The sequence below is a fragment of the Sphingorhabdus sp. 109 genome (assembly GCF_902506555.1).
GTDB lineage: Bacteria > Pseudomonadota > Alphaproteobacteria > Sphingomonadales > Sphingomonadaceae > Parasphingorhabdus.
This window is the reverse complement of record NZ_LR732707.1, coordinates 1518004-1534187: the sequence shown is the minus strand read 5'-3', so window position 1 is coordinate 1534187 and position 16184 is coordinate 1518004. Positions and strand designations below refer to the sequence as shown.

Below are 16184 nucleotides of genomic sequence, written 5' to 3'. Positions count from 1 at the left end.
TTTTCTCAACAGGAATGGGAGCACTTGTCTCTTGTCCGGCGTAAAAAATCAGGCCGGACAGCAGTTGCTGGTCCGGCCTGACGCGATCAACGGGAGAGTGTCGATCAGAACTTGAAAGCGGCTTCCACGAACAATTGCCGCCCACGATTCTGGGTGACAACGCGGTCGTCGCCGCCAGCCGGCAGGAACGGCCGGTCGCCGACCGTATTGGCCCAGATCTCGTTGGTCAGATTGACGCCGATCAGGGACAGTTTCCATTGGCCGTCCGGATGGCCGATCGAGACGGCGCCGTCGAGCGTGACATAGCTGTCCTGGACATAATCGTTGAAATTATTGTTGCCGGCAAAATAGGACGAGCTGTAGGCGGCGTTGCCATTCACTCCGAATTCGAGCGTATCGCTCATCGGCAAGGTCCAGTCGAAGGCGATATTGCCAGACCATTTCGGTGCGCGGGCCGCTCTCCGCCCGTCGAGATCGACGTCATCGGCATTGCCCGGGATGCCGTCGGGATCCTGCGATATGAACGTGTCGGTGAACTTGGCATCGGTATAGCCGAGTGCGCCGGAGAAGCTCAGGCCGTCGACCGGAGTGCGCCAGGACCAGTCGACGTCAAAGCCCTTGGTTGTCAATTCACCCGCATTGATCGTCAGAAAGCGCACCGCTGCGCCGTCGAAATTCTGCACCTGCAGATCATCGAAGACGAAGTAGAAAGCCGCCGTATTGATGCGGAATGCGCCATTGCCGAAGATTGCCTTGACCCCGACTTCGCCGCCCTTGGCGGTTTCGGAATCATAAATCAGCGAGCTGAGCGCCGCGGCCCGCGCCGCTTCGGGATCGGGATAAAGGGCCGGATATTGTTCGGCAAATCCGGGCACCACCAGCTGGATCGACGCGGTCGGCAGGCTGCTGTTGTCGACACCGCCCGACTTGAAGCCGGTCTTGTAAGACGCGTAGAAGTTGAGATCCGGCGTTGCCTGGTATTTCAGTGTCACTTCCGGCGAGATGTTGCTGTCGGAAAATTTGATTGGACCGGTCTGGAAACCCTCGGGAACCACCAGCCCGATACCGCCGACAATACCATTGAGGAAGGTCAGTGCATTGTGGACGAACGGAAAGGATGTCCGGTGGGTTTTTTGCTCGTCAGTCCAGCGCACACCGCCGGACAGTTCGAGCTCGTCGGTAATGTCCAGGCTCATACTGCCGAAGAAGGACAGGGCCTCGCTCTTGGTCGTACGGTCGGCCACCCAGTCATAGGTGATACCGCGGGAATCCGGGAAGAGAAACGAGCCCAGAAAGGCGTTTTGCGATGTCTGCAACGGCTGGCTACGGCTTTCCCAGAAGCCGCCGACCATGAAATTGAACATGCCGTCGAAGTCGCTGGTCAGGCGGATTTCCTGCGTATGCTGCGTGAGCGCGTCGGTAAAGGGCGCAGGCAGGCCGCCGGGATCGCCATTGGGCAATATGCCGACATAGCTGAAATGGTCGATATGCTCGTTGTCGAGGTCGAGAAAACCGCTGACGGTCGACAGGGTCAGCGTGTCGCTGAGTTCCAGATCCATCGCCAGCCGGACGAAGACGGTATTGGTCTCGTTATAGGACTGGCCCTGATAGCGGTCCGCGCCGATGGTACCCGGCGCTATCACTTGCAGCGCAGGATGACCGTCGGGATGGGGATAGAGCCCGTCCTGTATGTCGCAGGTCGAGTTGGACGGGATCGAAACGCCGGGTACCGAAAGGAACACATCGTCGGGGAGCCCGTTGGCGCCGCAATCTATATCGGAATGGCCGAGCAGGCTGTCGCCGAAATTATGATTATAGTTGAGTTTCAGATTGGCGGAGAAATTGTCGGTCGGATCCCATTGCAGGGTCACTCGGCCGACGAAATTTTTCAGCGCCTTGCCACTGTCGGCGAAAACCGAAGGCGTGCCGGCTTCCAGTTCGACATATTTGTCGATATTCTGATATTGCGCTGCGACGCGAATGCCGAGCGTGTCGCTCACCGGACCGGAAATATAGCCGCCGACCGTATAGCCTTCTTCCTCAAATTCGTAAGAGGCCTTGCCGCCGACTTCCCAGTCCGCGGTCGGATTGGCGGAGCGAACCGAGAATACCCCGGCCGATGCGCTTTTGCCGAAGAACAGCGATTGCGGGCCCTTCAGGATATCGATCTGCTCGACATCGAAAAAGGAAGCCTGGACCAGTCGCATGGTGCTCATCGAGACGCCGTCGAAATCAAATGCCACGGCTGAGTCAAAGGCGGCGGAAATATTGGTTGTGCCTACGCCGCGCAGGCTGATCTGGCCGCCCGCCCCCGAACCGCCGACCTGGACATTCAGCGCCGGAATGCGGCTCACCACATCGGCGACTTCATTGACCTGGAATTTGTCGAGCGTGTCGCCACCGATCGAGGTGACCGTGACCGGCGTTTCCTGAAGCGTTTCATTCTGCTTGCGCGCCGTGACGATGATGATGTTGCTGCCGGCGTTATCCTCGACGGAATCCTGCGCCAGTACCGGCGTGCCAATGCCGGCTGTGCCGATGGCAATTGCCGAGCCCATCAGCGCGGCTTTGATTGATTTTCGTGTATAGATGGATTCGTTGTAACGTACTTTCCTGTTCATTTCAGACTCCTCACCTGGTGCAGAAAAAAACAATGATTGTTTCAGCGCTCATATTCATTTTTTTATAGAATTATGGGTGCTAATCTGCCCGTCGATCATGCGTGACGATACGGAAATCGCTACTGGCTAAAGAATTAGGCGCTATCGGAAAAGCGGCGGCTCGCCGTGAATTATAGCTATTCATTATGATAGGGTTTCTGATAATCCGCAGCGCCGGATCGGACCACTCAAGGCGGCGCAGCGATCTACCCTGTCCCTAGGTACATATTGTTGTCCATGCCGGCCATATATATCGCCACAGTCTAGCGGGATGTTTGGCTGGCGCGAACGCCACCAATCACTCCATCACAGAAACGGGGTAGGCATATGCGCTTTACCGATATTGCGAACGATCTTCTGGCCATGGCGGCAAAACGGCACCAGTTATTTGGCGACGAAATCTCCGACCTCGGAGAGGACACCTGGCTGGTGATGCTGACCCTGTATGCGGCAGGGGATAAGGCTCCCGTGGTGCGGGAATCGGCGCTGTCCGAAGCGATGCGCTTCCCGACCAATCTCGACCGGATTCTCTCCGTACTGGCGGGGCACGATCTGGTGACCGGCAATATCTCCGAAACCGGAGCAGACCGGAGCTTCAGAATAACCGACAAGGCGGTTTCGACGATCGAGATGGTGCTGGATGTCGCGGATAAACCGGCCCCGGCGGCAGCTGAAAATGAAGCTGGTACCGAAAGAGCCTGACCAGACTATCGGAATTTTCTTCGTGGTTTTACAATATATAACATGTAAATTTTGACATTTTGCTTATGAAGTCTCACTATGTATCAGGGTAGTGATTTGTGAGTTTCAGGCTTCATAACCATTGATATTCGTATCAATAGCAAAAGTGTTCGGGATGAAAAACGAAGATCAACTGTCCGGCTTCATTCAGGTACTCAACGATGTGCTCGTCCAGCTGGATGAAATGCAGTTGAGCGTTCCTGCAGTGAAGGTTGCCGAGGCGATTGATGTGCTGACGCAGGTTAGCCAGACCAGCGCTCGCGATGACGGCTGACAGCGGTTCAGTGACGTTACGCTGACAGCGTTGACCGCATCCTGACAATCACTCCGCCCTGGGATGGGCATTCTGGTAGACATCCAGCAAATGCGCCGCATCGACGGCGGTATAGACCTGCGTTGAACTGAGACTGGCGTGACCCAGCAATTCCTGCAGGCTGCGCAAATCCGCGCCACCAGCCAGCAGATGGGTCGCGAAACTGTGGCGCAGCGCATGCGGTGTGGTGGTGTCGGCAATGCCGAGCCTGGTCCTTGCCTGCTGCACCACGCGCCGGATCATATTGGGCGACAACGGCCCGCCACGCTTGCCACGGAACAGGGGCGATCCGCTGATATCATCATGCTTGCAGCGGGCAAAATCGGCAGCAATCGGATAGGGACACAGATCGATATAATGTTCGATCGCCTCGCGCACTTGCGGGAGCAGGGGCACGATTCTGGTCTTGCCGCGCTTGCCGGTGACTCGCAGGGTATCGGACAGGGGCAGGGCGTCTCCGGTGAGACCCAGGGCTTCGCTGATCCGCAGGCCGGAGCCATAAAGCAGCAGCAGCACCGCCCAGTCACGGGCGCCGACCCAGTCGCTGCTGGCGCCGTCCTGCACGTCTGCGGCAATCGCCAATATATCATCGGGCGACGCGGGCCGCGGTACGCCGCGCTTGACCTTGGGGCCCTTTATCTTCGGTATCTGTGCTTCGTCGCCGCCGACATGTTTCAGAAAGGCCCGCAAGGCCGACAATTCCCGCGCGGCGCTATTATTGGTCAGGCCGTCGCCTCTGCGGTGGGCGAGATAGGCGCGTATATCCGCCTGCGTCACCGCCTTGACCTCGTCTGCGGCCACACCGCCGCCGATATGGTCCATCAGAAAGGCGGTGAAACGCTCGGCCGTCGTCACATAGGCCCGCACCGTATGCTGCGACCGCCGCCGGTCATCGCGAAGATGGGCGGAGAAGGCATCGATAAGAGCGGCGGCGCTGTCCATGCGGGGAATCTAGCAGACCCGGAATCAATCTCCAAACATCCTCTGCCATAGGGAGAGGATTACCGTGCGCATTCAGGTCCCGTCATTGCGAGCGTAGCGAAGCAATCCAGAGCGGTGCGCGCCGCTCTGGATTGCTTCGTCGCATCCGCTCCTCGCAATGACGGCGAGGTCGGAGGCAGACATTTTCAAATGATTGTCCTGATTCGTAACCCTGCGCAGGCAGGGATCCATCTCCCGGATGATGATCTTGGCGCGAGTTGGAGATGGACCCCTGCCTGCGCAGGGGCACCAGACATCCTCTCCCTATGGGAGAGAATGAACGCAATGTGCTCCGCACTCGATGCGGAGCTCTGGCGGCAAGACCTGCACCGCCGAAAAACTCCGCATCAAGTGCGGAGCACACGCTTTATAACCGATATTCACCCGACAATATCTTCGCATGGTCCGCCTGGGTCAGCTTGGCATAGCCCTCTTCATCCGGTTTGCAGAACCAGATCGGGTCGGTGATGGCGTTGACATCAAAGCCTTCCTTGACCAGCTCGACCTTGCGATATTTGAACGTGCCGGTGGTCTGCGCTTCCGGTTCGATCCGGATGAACAGGGGCACCGCATAAGGCGGCATTTCCCGGGCCAGAAAGGCGCGCAGGCCGGATATGTCGAAATCATCCGCCACGGTCAGCGAGGCCATGCCGGCGCGGCCATCGGTGCCGGGGACCTCGACGCCATAGACATTGGCGGTCTTGATCCCGGAATATTGCGACAGCACTTCGGACACTTCATTGGTCGCGACATTCTCGCCCTTCCAGCGGAACGTGTCGCCGATCCGGTCCTTGAAATAGATATAGCCGGACCGATCGCGGCTCATCAGGTCGCCGGAGCGGAACCAGGCATCGCCTTTCTCGAACACGTCGCGGAGGATTTTCTTTTCGGTCGCTTCCTTGTCCTGATAGCCGGAAAAATCGGACGGGCTGTCCTTGAAAATGCGCCCGATCAGCTCGCCCGGCTCGTCCCAGTCCGCTTGGATGCAAAAGCCGTCGTCGCCGCGCACCGGCTGTTCCTCGGCTATGTCGAATTTGACGATCCTGGTATCGCCGAACTGCTTCTCCAGATATTTCGGGATCCGGCCGACCGCGCCAATCTTGCCGTCAAAGTTCATCAGGAAGATATTGCCCTCGGTCGAACCATAGATTTCGAGCAGCTTGGGGACCTGGAACCGGTCGACAAATTGCTGCCAGATGTCGGCGCGCAGACCATTACCGATGCCGACGCGGACCTTGTGCGCGCTCTGTTTGGGATGGTCCGGCTGGTTGAGCAGATAGCGGCACAGCTCACCGATATAGACGACCACCGTCGCGCCATAGTCGGCGGCGTCATCCCAATATTGCGAAGCGGAGAATTTGCGCCGCAATATCGCCGATGCGCCGCTGAGCAAGGCGCCGCCCATGCCGATGAAACCGCCGGTCACATGGTAGAGTGGCAGGGTGATATAGATGCGGTCTTCCGGTGTCAGCGGGCAGGTCGAGATGGCAATGCGGAAGCTGCGCCGGGCGCGGGCGTGGGAAATGCGTGCTGCCTTGGGCAGTCCGGTGGTGCCCGATGTATAGACATAGAGGAAAAGATCCTTGCCGGTCATATGCGCGCGATGGCGTTTGTCCGGCCGATCGGCGGGCAGGGCGGCCAAGGCGCTGTTGAGGTCCTCACCAACCTCGCCGTCCCAGTCCCACAGTACCGGCGATCCTTCCAGCTGGGCAGCAATATGCGACACCCGCGACGCCAGATCCGCGGTGGTGATCACCGCCCTGGTCTCTACGATATTCAGGCAATGGGCCAAGCCGGCGCCTTCCAGATTGCTGTTGATCAGCGCGGTGACGATCCCGACCTTGGACAGGCCGAACCAGGTGGCGACAAAATCGGGTGCATTTTCCATGAACAGGGCGACTGTGTCACCCGCCCGATAACCCTGCGCCAGCGCCCAGTGCGCGATCCGGTTGGCGCGCTCCTCGAACGCCGCATAGGTCACGGTGTTGCCTTCGAAATGAAAGGCAATATTACCCGGAAACCGGTCGATTGTGGCTTCGATATCGTCGGTGATCAGGATCGGCGCGTCAGCATCGATATCCTTGACCAGAGCCATCACATTTTTCAGCGACCGCGTGAATTGGATCTCGCGCTTGATGACGCTGAATATTCCCATGGCATCTCTCTCCACATTTTTGTGGAGTGTGACAGCTATGCAGACAATATTCAACGCTCATGGGCGATAGAAAATCACATGTGATTTCAGAAGTCTGCGATAATCTTTGGCAGGAGTGCATCAAGCAGCGGCATGCCCCTGGGCGATATCGTCAACCGCTCTTCTGCGGCGTCGAGCAAGCCCAGACCGGCGAGCTGGTGAATGGCTGCATCATCGACCAACTGCGCCACCGTCAGTCCGGTCTTGTCTGCCAGCGCGGCCAGATCGACTCCCTCGGCGAGGCGCAGCCCCATCATCAGCGCTTCCACCGCCCGCGTCTCCGGCGACAGCGGCTGTTCGACCTTCAGGCCGTTGCCGTTGCGCTCCACGGCCGACAGAAAATTCTCCGGCTTCTTGTGCCGCTCGGTTGCGCTGTCCAGCCGCCGCCCGTGCGCGCCGGGACCGATGCCGATATAATCCTCATAGCGCCAGTAGGTCAGATTGTGACGGCTTTCCTGACCGGGTTTTGCATGATTGCTGATCTCGTAGGCGGGCAGGCCGGCTGCGGTCATGATGCTGCGGTTGAGTTCGAACAGATCGGCGCAATGGTCATCGTCGGCCGGGACCAGCTTGCCGGTGCGCACCAAAGTCTCGAACCGCGTTCCCGGCTCGATGGTCAGCTGATAGAGCGAGAGATGCCCGGTGCCGAGGGACAGCGCGCGCTCGAGCTCTTTCTGCCAGTCGTCCAGTGACTGTCCGGGACGGGCGTAGATCAGATCAAAACTGACCCGGTCGAACGCCTGTTGCGCGGTATCCAGCGCGGCCAGCCCTTCGCTGACATCATGGGCACGACCCAGAAACGCGAGCGTCTGGTCATCCAGCGATTGCAGGCCCAGCGACACCCGATTGACGCCCGCCCCGGCAAGGTCATGGAAGTTCGCCGCCTCGACCGAAGACGGATTGGCTTCCAGCGTGATTTCGATATCGTCGGCAAAGCCCCAATGGCGTTCCGCCGCGGCGATCAGCGTCTCGACCAGCGCGGGCGGCATCAGCGAGGGCGTGCCGCCACCAAAGAAGATGCTCGACAGCATGCGTCCGGGCGTCAGCGCCGCTTCATGCGCCATATCGGCGAGCAGCGCGGCTTGCCAGACGGCTATATCCACCCGCTCGCGGACATGGCTGTTGAAGTCGCAATAGGGGCATTTGGAGACGCAGAACGGCCAGTGGATGTAGAGCGCCAGCGGTCCCGTAACGGACTTGTTAACGTCTGGCTCTTTATGGTGCGGATCATGCATAAGTTTCGCGCCCTTAGCCCTATCTTCGCGATCGCGCCACTATTTGCGGCCTGTTCCGCCATTCCGCCGCAAATTCCCTATCAGGAAATAGCGGTGGAAACGCCTGTGCAGGCCCCGCCGAAGCCGCGCGCGATGGAATATCGGCCACCGCGCGCCATGCCGGCCCCGGCAAGACGGGCCGCCGGTCCACTGCAGAATGTGATGATGCGCGCGCATAACCAGACGCGGGCGAGGGTCGGTGCGCCTCATTTGCAGTGGAGCGACGAACTGGCGCAGGATGCTGCCGTCTACGCACGCTCAATGGCCCGGACCAACAGATTCGGCCATGACAGCCAGACTGGCAGGCGCGAACGGCAGGGCGAAAATCTCTGGATGGGGACGCGGAACGCCTATGGCCATGTCGACATGGTCGGCTCATGGGTCGAGGAGGATCGCTATTTCAAACCGGGGCGCTTCCCCGACAACAGCACCACCGGCAACTGGAGCGATATCGGCCATTATACCCAGATCATCTGGCCGACCACGCGACGGGTCGGATGCGCCATGGCGAGCAGCGCGCATTGGGATTATCTGGTCTGTCGCTATAGCCCCGCCGGCAATGTGATGGGCCGGGACCCGTTGCGGGGGTAGAACCATGTTCTCCGCACGTGATGCGGAGCCCTATCGGCGGCCCGTTTCAAGCCTCCTGAGCTCCGCATCACGTGCGGAGCACAGTCCAATCAGAAACAGCTCTCGACCAGTTTCCGGAACGCGTCGGCCCGGTGGCTCATTGCCTGCTTCTGCGCCGGATCAAGCTCGGCAAACGTCTGTTCAAAACCAACCGGCTGAAACACCGGATCATAGCCAAAGCCCAGTTTTCCGCGTGGCGGCCAGACGAGATTGCCCTGAACGCGGCCTTCAAACACTTCCGAATGCCCGTCGGGCCAGGCCAGCGCCAGGGTACAGGCAAAATAGGCGCTGCGGTCGACGTCGGGGCCTTGTTCGGCCAGTTTTCCCTCGACCTTGCCCATCGCCATATACCAGTCGCGGCCGGGCTCGCCTTCAAACCATTGCCGCTCGGCCCAGTCGGCGGTGTAGACCCCCGGCTTGCCGCCGAGCGCCGCGACGCACAGCCCGCTGTCGTCGGCCAGCGCCACGCAATCCGCCCCCTCCGCGCTCGCGCGTGCCTTGAGCAGCGCATTTTCGGCGAAGGTCGTCCCGGTCTCTTCCGGCTCGGGCAGATCGAGATCGCCCGCTGACACGGGTTCGATGCCATAAGGCTCCAGCAACGCCCGGATTTCGCGGACTTTGCCCTGATTGTGGCTGGCGATGACGAGGCGTCCGGGGGTGAGTTTGCGGTGGGTCATGGGTTTCTCACATTTTCGTCATCCTGAACTCGTTTCAGGACCTCCAACGTCTGTGCGCGCTCTCAAGGGGTCCTGAAACAAGTTCAGGATGACGACTAATTCCTCTAGATTCTATCCGACCGCCTTGTCCTGCGCTTCGAAAATCCGGTCGCAGCCGATTTTGGCCAGCCGCATCAGCCGCATCAGGCCTTCGTCGTCAAAAGTCTGACCCTCGGCAGTCGCCTGCGCCTCGGCGATATTGCCGTCGCCGGTCAGCACGAAATTGGCGTCGGCGCCGGCGTTGCTGTCCTCGTCATAGTCAAGGTCGAGCACCGGCGTGCCGTCAAAAATGCCGCAGCTGATCGCGGCGATTTTCTGTTCGATCGGATCTTCGCTGATCAGCTTCATATCGAGCAGACCGTTAACCGCGAGGCGCAGCGCCACCCAGGCGCCGCTGATCGAAGCTGTGCGGGTACCGCCATCCGCCTGTATGACGTCGCAATCGACGGTGATCTGGCGTTCGCCCAGCTTCTTCATGTCGACGACTGCGCGGAGAGAGCGCCCGATCAGCCGCTGGATTTCCTGCGTCCGGCCGCTCTGCTTGCCGCGCGCCGCTTCGCGCGAATTTCGGGTATTGGTCGCCCGCGGCAGCATCGAATATTCGCCGGTGACCCAGCCTTCGCCCTTGCCGCGCAGCCATGGCGGAATGCGCTCTTCGATACTGGCGGTGCAGATCACCTTGGTATCGCCAAAGCTGATCAGGCAGCTTCCTTCGGCATGTTTGGTAAATCCGGTTTCGATGGAAATGGCGCGCATTTCGTCCGGCGCACGGCCCGATGGTCGCATGTGATGTTCCTTATTTTGAGTTGGCGCGTCCTTAACCGCTCGCGCAGGGAGAGGCAACAACGCTCATCCTCTCCCCTTGAGGGAAAAGATAGCAAAGCCTTGTCTGCTCGCTGCCCAAGGCGACGGTGGTGAGGGGGTACGCCCTTTCGATAGCATAAAATCCCTCACCGACCTGCGCTAGTTATCAAAAAGGCCAAGCTCCGGTTGCCTCTCCCGGTGGGAGCGGGTGAGTATCACGTGTTTCTGTGCTCCGCACTTGATGCGGAGCTTGTGCGGCGGATAGCAGTCTCCACCTCCAGAGCTCCGCATCAAGTGCGGAGCACAGCAGCTCTCAATTGCGCGCTGGAAACCTCCCGACAATTCACCTATCTATAACCCATGACCACCACCCCGATCACCGAAATGACCACGCGGGCGCAGGATATTTTCCGCGTCGTGGTGGAATCCTATCTCGACACCGGCGCGCCGGTCGGGTCGCGGACCATATCGAAGGCGCCGGGGCTGGAGCTTTCCCCCGCCTCGATCCGCAATGTCATGCAGGATCTTGAGGAGCTGGGCCTGCTAGCCGCGCCGCACACCAGCGCCGGACGGATGCCGACCGAACTTGGCCTGCGGCTGTTTGTCGACGGCATGATGCAGGCGGCGGCCCCCTCGCAGCAGGAGCGCGACGCGATCGAGCGGCAGATCACCGAACAGGGGCCGGTCGAGGACGCCCTGCGCGCCACGACCTCGATCTTGTCCGGCCTGTCCTCCTGCGCCGGTCTGGTGCTGGTGCCAAAGCGCGAGCCGTTGCTCAAACAATTCAGTTTCGTCAAACTGTCCGAGGGGCAGGGGCTGGCGATCCTCGTGTCACAGGACGGCGCGGTCGAAAACCGTGTGCTTGACCTGCCGCCCGGCGTTTCGGAATCGGCGCTGGTCGAGGCGGGCAATTATCTCACCGCCCGCTACGGCGGGCAATCCCTGTCGCAGGCGCTGGTCCAGCTCGACCGGGAAATCAGTGCCGGCGAGCTGGCGATCGACAAGGCGTCGGAAGAGCTGGTCAAGGCCGGCATGGTGACCTGGAGCCGCGATCCGGCCGACCGGCCGGTGCTGATCGTGCGTGGACAGGCGAATCTCCTGCAGGACAATAGCGCGCTCGAGGACCTCGACCGGGTGCGCCGCCTGCTCGACGAGCTGGAGGGCAAGCAGGAAATCGCCCGTCTGCTCGACAATGCCCGCGATGCCGAGGCGGCCAAAATATTTATCGGCGCGGAGAATAAATTATTCTCGCTTTCCGGCTCATCTGTGATAGCGGCGCCCTACAAGGACAGCGACGGACAGGTGGTCGGCGTGGTCGGTGTAATCGGCCCGACAAGGTTGAATTACGCGCGCGTCGTACCCATGGTAGACTTTACCGCGCAGAGCCTGTCGCGTTTGTTGACCAAATGATAGAAATTAGAGTGATTTAGAACATGAGCGATACCAAGCAGAATCCCGGACAAAATGATGCCGATGCCGCCGCCGAACTGGAAGGCGTGCCGGAGTCGATGAAAGAGGGCGGGGAAGCGGAAGCCTCCCAGCCGGAAAATGCCGACAACCGTATCGAAGCTCTGGAGAATGAACTGGCCGAAGCCCAGCAGGCGGTGCTCTATGCTCAGGCGGAAACCCAGAATGTCCGACGCCGTCTCGAAAAGGACGCGCAGGACGCCCGCGCCTATGCCGCGACGGGCTTTGCCCGCGACATGCTCTCGGTCATGGACAATATGAACCGCGCCCTCGAAGCCATTCCCGCCGAGGTCAAGGACGAGGAAAAGTGGAAGGGCCTGATCAACGGCATCGAGGCCACCGGCCGCGAGCTGCAATCCGTGTTCGAGAAAAACGGCATCAAGCGGGTCGCCTCGGTCGGCCTGCCGCTTGATCCCAACCAGCATCAGGCGATGGTCGAAATTCCGACCGACGATGAAGAACCCGGCACGATCGTGCAGGAAATGCAGGCCGGTTACATGATCAAGGACCGGCTGCTGCGGCCGGCGTTTGTGGGCGTGGCGAAGAAGCCGGAGTAGTCCGCCGGCTGCACGCGTCTCTTTAGCCTGGTTGCCTGACTTTCGCGCACGAGGGCCAAACCGCCAATATTTTCCTATCAGGAACCGTCATGCCAGCGGAGGCTGGCATCCGGCCCGCCTGTATGTCTCTTGCTACCTTGAGATTAGATCCCCGCCTTCGCTGGGGTGACGGAGGTCTTCGCCGGCTGAGATGTGCAAGATGGTTTGAGGCCGATGTCCAGCATCGTCAGTTCGTTCTCCGCTTTTGCGATACCGATCCGAACATTTCTCAAGTCATCCATCGACATAGCTGTTATTTTGCGGACTAGAGGCTGGCAGATTTGGGCAGCATTTTCGAATAAGATAATGATTTCAGATCCCCGCGTTGCCCAACTCATCTCGGAGTGCGCAATTTCGGATCTAAACTGAGCGAACGGTCTGAATGCGGTCAAGCGCACCTTCATCTTTTTAGCGAGCTTCGATGGATTTTCGTCTTGATCGAGCAGTTTTTCCATTTGATCGATTTTTTGAGAAAGCATCATTGCCGGTTTTTGGAACAGTGAAATCTGATTGAACAGCCATCGCTCCACAGATGCGCATTCAGCGATAATCTTGCTATGCAGAATATGTGCCTCATCCATATTGAATGTGGTTGAAATGCTGCTGATTTCCCGAGCCGCTTCGATGTCTATGGACATTTCATTCATCGTCCATCTCTAGCGCAAATCATTGAAAAAATTCTAAACAACAGCGATGAAATACACATCCGTCATGTCAGTGCCAGCCGGTAACCGGCCCGCCCGCGACAATGTCGTCCAGCCGCAGCCCACACCGGGAAATACATCGTCTCGACGCGCGCGAATTAACCGCGCGGACCGCAGCTAGAAAATCGAATTGCCCATGCCGCCATCGACCACCAGACTCTGTCCGGTCGCATAGCCCGCCATCTCGCTGCAGAACATTGCGACAAACATGCCCATATCTTCCGCGTCGCCAAAGCGCCCGACCGGGATCCGGACCTGTTTGACAAATTTCGCGACCTCCTCGTCATAGCTGGTGCCATTGGCTTCGGCCTGGCTGTCGAACATGCCTCTGATCCCGTCCGTGTGATGCATGCCGGGCAGGATATTGTTGATCGTCACCCCATGTTTCGCGACCTGCTTCGCCACCGCAACCGTATAGTTGACCAGAGCGGCGCGTGGTGGTCCGGACAATACGCGCATCGCGGCCGGATATTTGGCCGCGCCGGTGGCGATATTGACGATCCGGCCCCATTTGCGCTCAACCATGCCGTCGATCACCGATTTGATAAACTCCACCGGGCTGAGCAGGGTCAGCGACAGCGCTTCTTCCCATTCCGCGCGGCCGACGGTGCGGAAATCGCCGGAGAAAGGGGGTGGGGAGCAGGTGGCGACCAATATATCCGGACTGGGACAGATGGAGAGGATAGTCTCGCGGCCTTCATCGCTGCTGTGATCGGCGACAATCGGCGTGATATTGGCGCCGGTTTCGCGGGCCAGCTCTTCGCAGGTCTGAAGCAGTCGCTCTTCGCCGCGGGCGGTGACGAATAATTCGGTCTTTTCTCTGGCCAGTGCCAGAGCCGCCCCGCGACCCAATCCGGCGCTCCCGCCATTGACCAGCGCAATTTTGCCCGCAATTCCCAGATCCATATCGGCCTCTATCGTGAAAACTTGAACGGCTGGTCTAGCGGGATCGTCGCGCCGTGCCGACTAGCCATTATGGGCAACGCCCAGCCTCTGGCTAAGCCATCGACATATACATGGCCGCCGCCAGCCCGAAGCCTCTCGGATCGCCAAGCAGGCCGGATTCCATCTTGTTCATGACATAGGAGAAGCACAGGCCTGCGTCCTGATCGATGATCACCGACGATCCGCCATAACCGCCCCAGAAAGCGGTGTTGGCATTGGGGCTGATCGGCGTGGCCGGGTTGTTCAGCCCATAGCCCATGCCAAAGGTCAGCGGCAGGCCAAGCACCAGATCGGTGCCTTCGGTCTGCTTGTCGAAGATCCGCTTGGTTCCGGCTTCCGACAGGATCGTCTTGCCGAAGGCCTGGCCGCCATTGGCCATGGCTGTCTGGGCGCGGACGATGCTGCGGGCATTGCCCTGACCATTGGCGGCGGGGATTTCCGCCGCGCGCCAGGCGCGCCTTCTCGGCTCGGTCGCGTCGACGCCGGGATTGGCAAAGGTGCGGCCGGCAATCGAATCCGGGCTGGGGGCAGGGCCGCTCTTCGGCGGCACCAGATTGGTGATGCGCGCGTCGAGCGATTCATCCGCGCCGATATGGAAATCCGCGCCGGTTGGCTCGGCGATTTCCTGACGGAAGAAATTACCGATCGTCTGGCCGGTGACCCGGCGGACGATTTCGCCGATCAGATGGCCCTGGGTGAGGGCGTGATAGCCCGATTGCGTGCCCGGTTGCCACCATGGTTCCTGATTCGCCAATGAGGAGGTCATCCAGTCCCAATCATAAAGCGCGTCGCCCTCGACCTTGTCGTCCATGCCGGACAGGCCGGCACTATGGGAGAGAAAATGCCGGACTTCGACGTCTTCCTTGCCATTCTGGGCAAATTCCGGCCAATATGTGCCGGCTTTTGCACATAGATCGACCTCGCCGCGATCGGCGAGCAGCAGCAGCGACATGGCCGCCATCGTCTTGGTGCTCGACCAGACATTGACCAGCGTGTCTTCCCGCCATTCTTCGGTGCGCGCCTCGTCAAGATGGCCACCCCAGAGATCGACGACAAATTCGCCGTTCAGCGTGATCGCCACCGAGGCGCCGAGATCGTCATGTTCGCTGAAATTCTTTTCAAAGGCCGCTTTGACCGGCGCAAAGCGCGGGTCGCAGGTGCCGTATATCGGGGCTGTCATTCTTCTCTCCATCCAGACTTTAACTGTTTGATTAACAGCTTGGGAGTGCGAGTCCAGTATCTTTGGGCCGGACAGGGTAGGCCGCGGGACGAAAGATTCCGCGAGATTTTCCGGCATATTCTCAAACAGTTGGAAATTTTTCGTCGTAACGCGCTTGTAAAGAGCTTATTAAGATATATCTTTAAAATATCTTAGAAAGGATGAAAGACCAGAATATGAGACATGGAATGAAATTTGGACCCGGCGGTGGCCGCGGTCGGGGCCGGGGACATGGTCGCGGGCCCGGTGGAGCGGCCGGCGAGAAATTCGCACGGGCCTTTGCGCAGGCTGCCTTTGAAGGGGCAAGGGGCAAAAGACGCGCCCGGATGTTCCGGCGCGGCGAGCTGAAGCTGCTGGCGCTGCATCTGATCGCCGAGGAACCGCGGCACGGTTATGATCTGATCCGTCAGATCGAGGATCTGACCGGCGGCCTTTATGCGCCCAGCCCGGGGATCGTCTATCCGACGCTGACCCTGATGGCGGAAATGGACCTGATTGACGAAAAGGTCGATGGCGACGGCAAGAAGATCTACTCGATCACCGAAGCGGGTTCCGCCCGTCTGGACGAGGAAGCGGCCCATATCGAGGAAATTCTGGCCCGGCTGGAAGGCGTATCGAAAATGGGCGAGGCCAGCGATGGCGCGTCCGTGCGCCGCGCGATGCACAATCTGAAAAGCGCGATCCGCATCCGGCTGGCCGAAGAGGAAAAGGGATCGGACAAGATCCTGGACGTCACCGCGATCATCGACGAGGCCGCGAGCAAAATCGAGCGGTTGAAATAGAAATTCTCTCCGATTAATAGGCTTAATAAATTAAATAAAACAAACAATTATGAGAGATAGTTAAGGTAAAATATTAACTATCCTTCTCGTTTGCCCGCAAGGCGCGACATGCTTCCAATTCTTCCAGTCGTCGACGGATTTTGGGCTACGCGGCGGTA

General features: G+C 59.4%; 15 protein-coding genes. 6 read left to right on the top strand and 9 right to left on the bottom strand.

Going from position 1 to position 16184, the window contains the following annotated elements:
- Nucleotides 1–104: 104 nt before the first annotated feature.
- A complete protein-coding gene (locus BOSE62_RS07290) occupies nt 105–2621 on the bottom strand; it encodes a TonB-dependent receptor (RefSeq protein WP_159643760.1) in 2517 nt (838 codons plus the stop codon).
- A gap of 366 nt (nt 2622–2987) precedes the next feature.
- Between BOSE62_RS07290 and BOSE62_RS07285 the strand changes: the two genes are divergently transcribed.
- Together BOSE62_RS07285 and BOSE62_RS07280 are read left to right on the top strand one after the other, a co-directional pair.
- A complete protein-coding gene (locus tag BOSE62_RS07285; RefSeq protein WP_159643758.1) occupies nt 2988–3362 on the top strand; it encodes a hypothetical protein in 375 nt (124 codons plus the stop codon).
- Nucleotides 3363–3516: 154 nt separating this feature from the next.
- Nucleotides 3517–3675 carry a hypothetical protein gene (locus tag BOSE62_RS07280; protein ID WP_159643756.1) on the top strand — a complete coding sequence of 53 codons (159 nt, stop codon included), beginning with the start codon at nt 3517–3519 and terminating at the stop codon, nt 3673–3675.
- Nucleotides 3676–3723: 48 nt separating this feature from the next.
- Here the strand turns inward: BOSE62_RS07280 and BOSE62_RS07275 are convergent, their stop codons facing one another.
- The 3 genes from BOSE62_RS07275 to hemW all read right to left on the bottom strand — a co-directional run bounded on the left by BOSE62_RS07275 (nt 3724) and on the right by hemW (nt 8124).
- The gene (locus BOSE62_RS07275) at nt 3724–4656 is read right to left on the bottom strand and encodes a tyrosine recombinase XerC (protein ID WP_159643754.1); all 933 of its coding nucleotides are present in this window, start codon (nt 4654–4656) and stop codon (nt 3724–3726) included.
- 406 nt (nt 4657–5062) lie between these two features.
- Nucleotides 5063–6850: a long-chain-acyl-CoA synthetase gene (locus BOSE62_RS07270; RefSeq protein WP_159643752.1), complete on the bottom strand. Its 1788-nt coding sequence runs from the start codon at nt 6848–6850 to the stop codon at nt 5063–5065.
- An 86-nt stretch (nt 6851–6936) separates the two neighbouring features.
- On the bottom strand, nt 6937–8124 hold the full coding sequence (hemW, locus tag BOSE62_RS07265) for a radical SAM family heme chaperone HemW (RefSeq protein WP_159643750.1): 1188 nt from the start codon (nt 8122–8124) through the stop codon (nt 6937–6939).
- On the opposite strand from hemW, the gene BOSE62_RS07260 reads away from it, so the two are divergent.
- The gene (locus BOSE62_RS07260; protein ID WP_236553896.1) at nt 8119–8754 is read left to right on the top strand and encodes a CAP domain-containing protein; all 636 of its coding nucleotides are present in this window, start codon (nt 8119–8121) and stop codon (nt 8752–8754) included. The two genes, hemW and BOSE62_RS07260, sit on opposite strands and share 6 nt — an antisense overlap.
- A gap of 89 nt (nt 8755–8843) precedes the next feature.
- Here the strand turns inward: BOSE62_RS07260 and rdgB are convergent, their stop codons facing one another.
- Together rdgB and rph are read right to left on the bottom strand one after the other, a co-directional pair.
- Complete coding sequence (rdgB, locus tag BOSE62_RS07255; protein WP_159643748.1) at nt 8844–9470, bottom strand: RdgB/HAM1 family non-canonical purine NTP pyrophosphatase; 627 nt, start codon at nt 9468–9470, stop codon at nt 8844–8846.
- Nucleotides 9471–9581: 111 nt separating this feature from the next.
- Nucleotides 9582–10295 carry a ribonuclease PH gene (gene rph, locus BOSE62_RS07250; protein ID WP_159643746.1) on the bottom strand — a complete coding sequence of 238 codons (714 nt, stop codon included), beginning with the start codon at nt 10293–10295 and terminating at the stop codon, nt 9582–9584.
- Between the two features lie 378 nt (nt 10296–10673).
- Between rph and hrcA the strand changes: the two genes are divergently transcribed.
- Both hrcA and grpE read left to right on the top strand, forming a co-directional pair.
- Complete coding sequence (gene hrcA / locus BOSE62_RS07245) at nt 10674–11723, top strand: heat-inducible transcriptional repressor HrcA (RefSeq protein WP_159643744.1); 1050 nt, start codon at nt 10674–10676, stop codon at nt 11721–11723.
- Nucleotides 11724–11746: 23 nt separating this feature from the next.
- The gene (gene grpE / locus BOSE62_RS07240; protein WP_159643742.1) at nt 11747–12337 is read left to right on the top strand and encodes a nucleotide exchange factor GrpE; all 591 of its coding nucleotides are present in this window, start codon (nt 11747–11749) and stop codon (nt 12335–12337) included.
- A gap of 143 nt (nt 12338–12480) precedes the next feature.
- Here the strand turns inward: grpE and BOSE62_RS07235 are convergent, their stop codons facing one another.
- The 3 genes from BOSE62_RS07235 to BOSE62_RS07225 all read right to left on the bottom strand — a co-directional run bounded on the left by BOSE62_RS07235 (nt 12481) and on the right by BOSE62_RS07225 (nt 15205).
- Nucleotides 12481–13014 (bottom strand): hypothetical protein, encoded by a 534-nt coding sequence (locus BOSE62_RS07235; protein WP_159643740.1) that lies wholly within the window; start codon nt 13012–13014, stop codon nt 12481–12483.
- Nucleotides 13015–13197: 183 nt separating this feature from the next.
- Nucleotides 13198–13986, bottom strand: coding sequence for an SDR family oxidoreductase (locus BOSE62_RS07230; RefSeq protein ID WP_159643738.1), 789 nt, complete (start codon nt 13984–13986; stop codon nt 13198–13200).
- A 91-nt stretch (nt 13987–14077) separates the two neighbouring features.
- Entirely contained in the window at nt 14078–15205 is a 1128-nt protein-coding gene (locus BOSE62_RS07225; RefSeq protein ID WP_201295641.1) for a serine hydrolase domain-containing protein, read from the bottom strand.
- A 227-nt stretch (nt 15206–15432) separates the two neighbouring features.
- Here BOSE62_RS07225 and BOSE62_RS07220 point away from each other — a divergent pair, with 227 nt between their 5' ends.
- A complete protein-coding gene (locus BOSE62_RS07220) occupies nt 15433–16026 on the top strand; it encodes a PadR family transcriptional regulator (RefSeq protein WP_236553895.1) in 594 nt (197 codons plus the stop codon).
- Nucleotides 16027–16184: the final 158 nt, after the last annotated feature.

Bases quoted from the DNA above. Each gene is read 5' to 3' on its own strand.
- BOSE62_RS07285 (WP_159643758.1), top strand. From the start codon at position 2,988: ATGCGCTTTACCGATATTGCGAACGATCTTCTGGCCATGGCGGCAAAA.
- BOSE62_RS07225 (WP_201295641.1), bottom strand. From the start codon at position 15,205: ATGACAGCCCCGATATACGGCACCTGCGACCCGCGCTTTGCGCCGGTC.
- BOSE62_RS07235 (WP_159643740.1), bottom strand. From the start codon at position 13,014: ATGTCCATAGACATCGAAGCGGCTCGGGAAATCAGCAGCATTTCAACC.
- BOSE62_RS07220 (WP_236553895.1), top strand. From the start codon at position 15,433: ATGAAATTTGGACCCGGCGGTGGCCGCGGTCGGGGCCGGGGACATGGT.
- BOSE62_RS07270 (WP_159643752.1), bottom strand. From the start codon at position 6,850: ATGGGAATATTCAGCGTCATCAAGCGCGAGATCCAATTCACGCGGTCG.
- rdgB (WP_159643748.1), bottom strand. From the start codon at position 9,470: ATGACCCACCGCAAACTCACCCCCGGACGCCTCGTCATCGCCAGCCAC.
- grpE (WP_159643742.1), top strand. From the start codon at position 11,747: ATGAGCGATACCAAGCAGAATCCCGGACAAAATGATGCCGATGCCGCC.
- BOSE62_RS07260 (WP_236553896.1), top strand. From the start codon at position 8,119: ATGCATAAGTTTCGCGCCCTTAGCCCTATCTTCGCGATCGCGCCACTA.
- BOSE62_RS07290 (WP_159643760.1), bottom strand. From the start codon at position 2,621: ATGAACAGGAAAGTACGTTACAACGAATCCATCTATACACGAAAATCA.
- BOSE62_RS07275 (WP_159643754.1), bottom strand. From the start codon at position 4,656: ATGGACAGCGCCGCCGCTCTTATCGATGCCTTCTCCGCCCATCTTCGC.
- hemW (WP_159643750.1), bottom strand. From the start codon at position 8,124: ATGCATGATCCGCACCATAAAGAGCCAGACGTTAACAAGTCCGTTACG.
- BOSE62_RS07280 (WP_159643756.1), top strand. From the start codon at position 3,517: ATGAAAAACGAAGATCAACTGTCCGGCTTCATTCAGGTACTCAACGAT.
- BOSE62_RS07230 (WP_159643738.1), bottom strand. From the start codon at position 13,986: ATGGATCTGGGAATTGCGGGCAAAATTGCGCTGGTCAATGGCGGGAGC.
- rph (WP_159643746.1), bottom strand. From the start codon at position 10,295: ATGCGACCATCGGGCCGTGCGCCGGACGAAATGCGCGCCATTTCCATC.
- hrcA (WP_159643744.1), top strand. From the start codon at position 10,674: ATGACCACCACCCCGATCACCGAAATGACCACGCGGGCGCAGGATATT.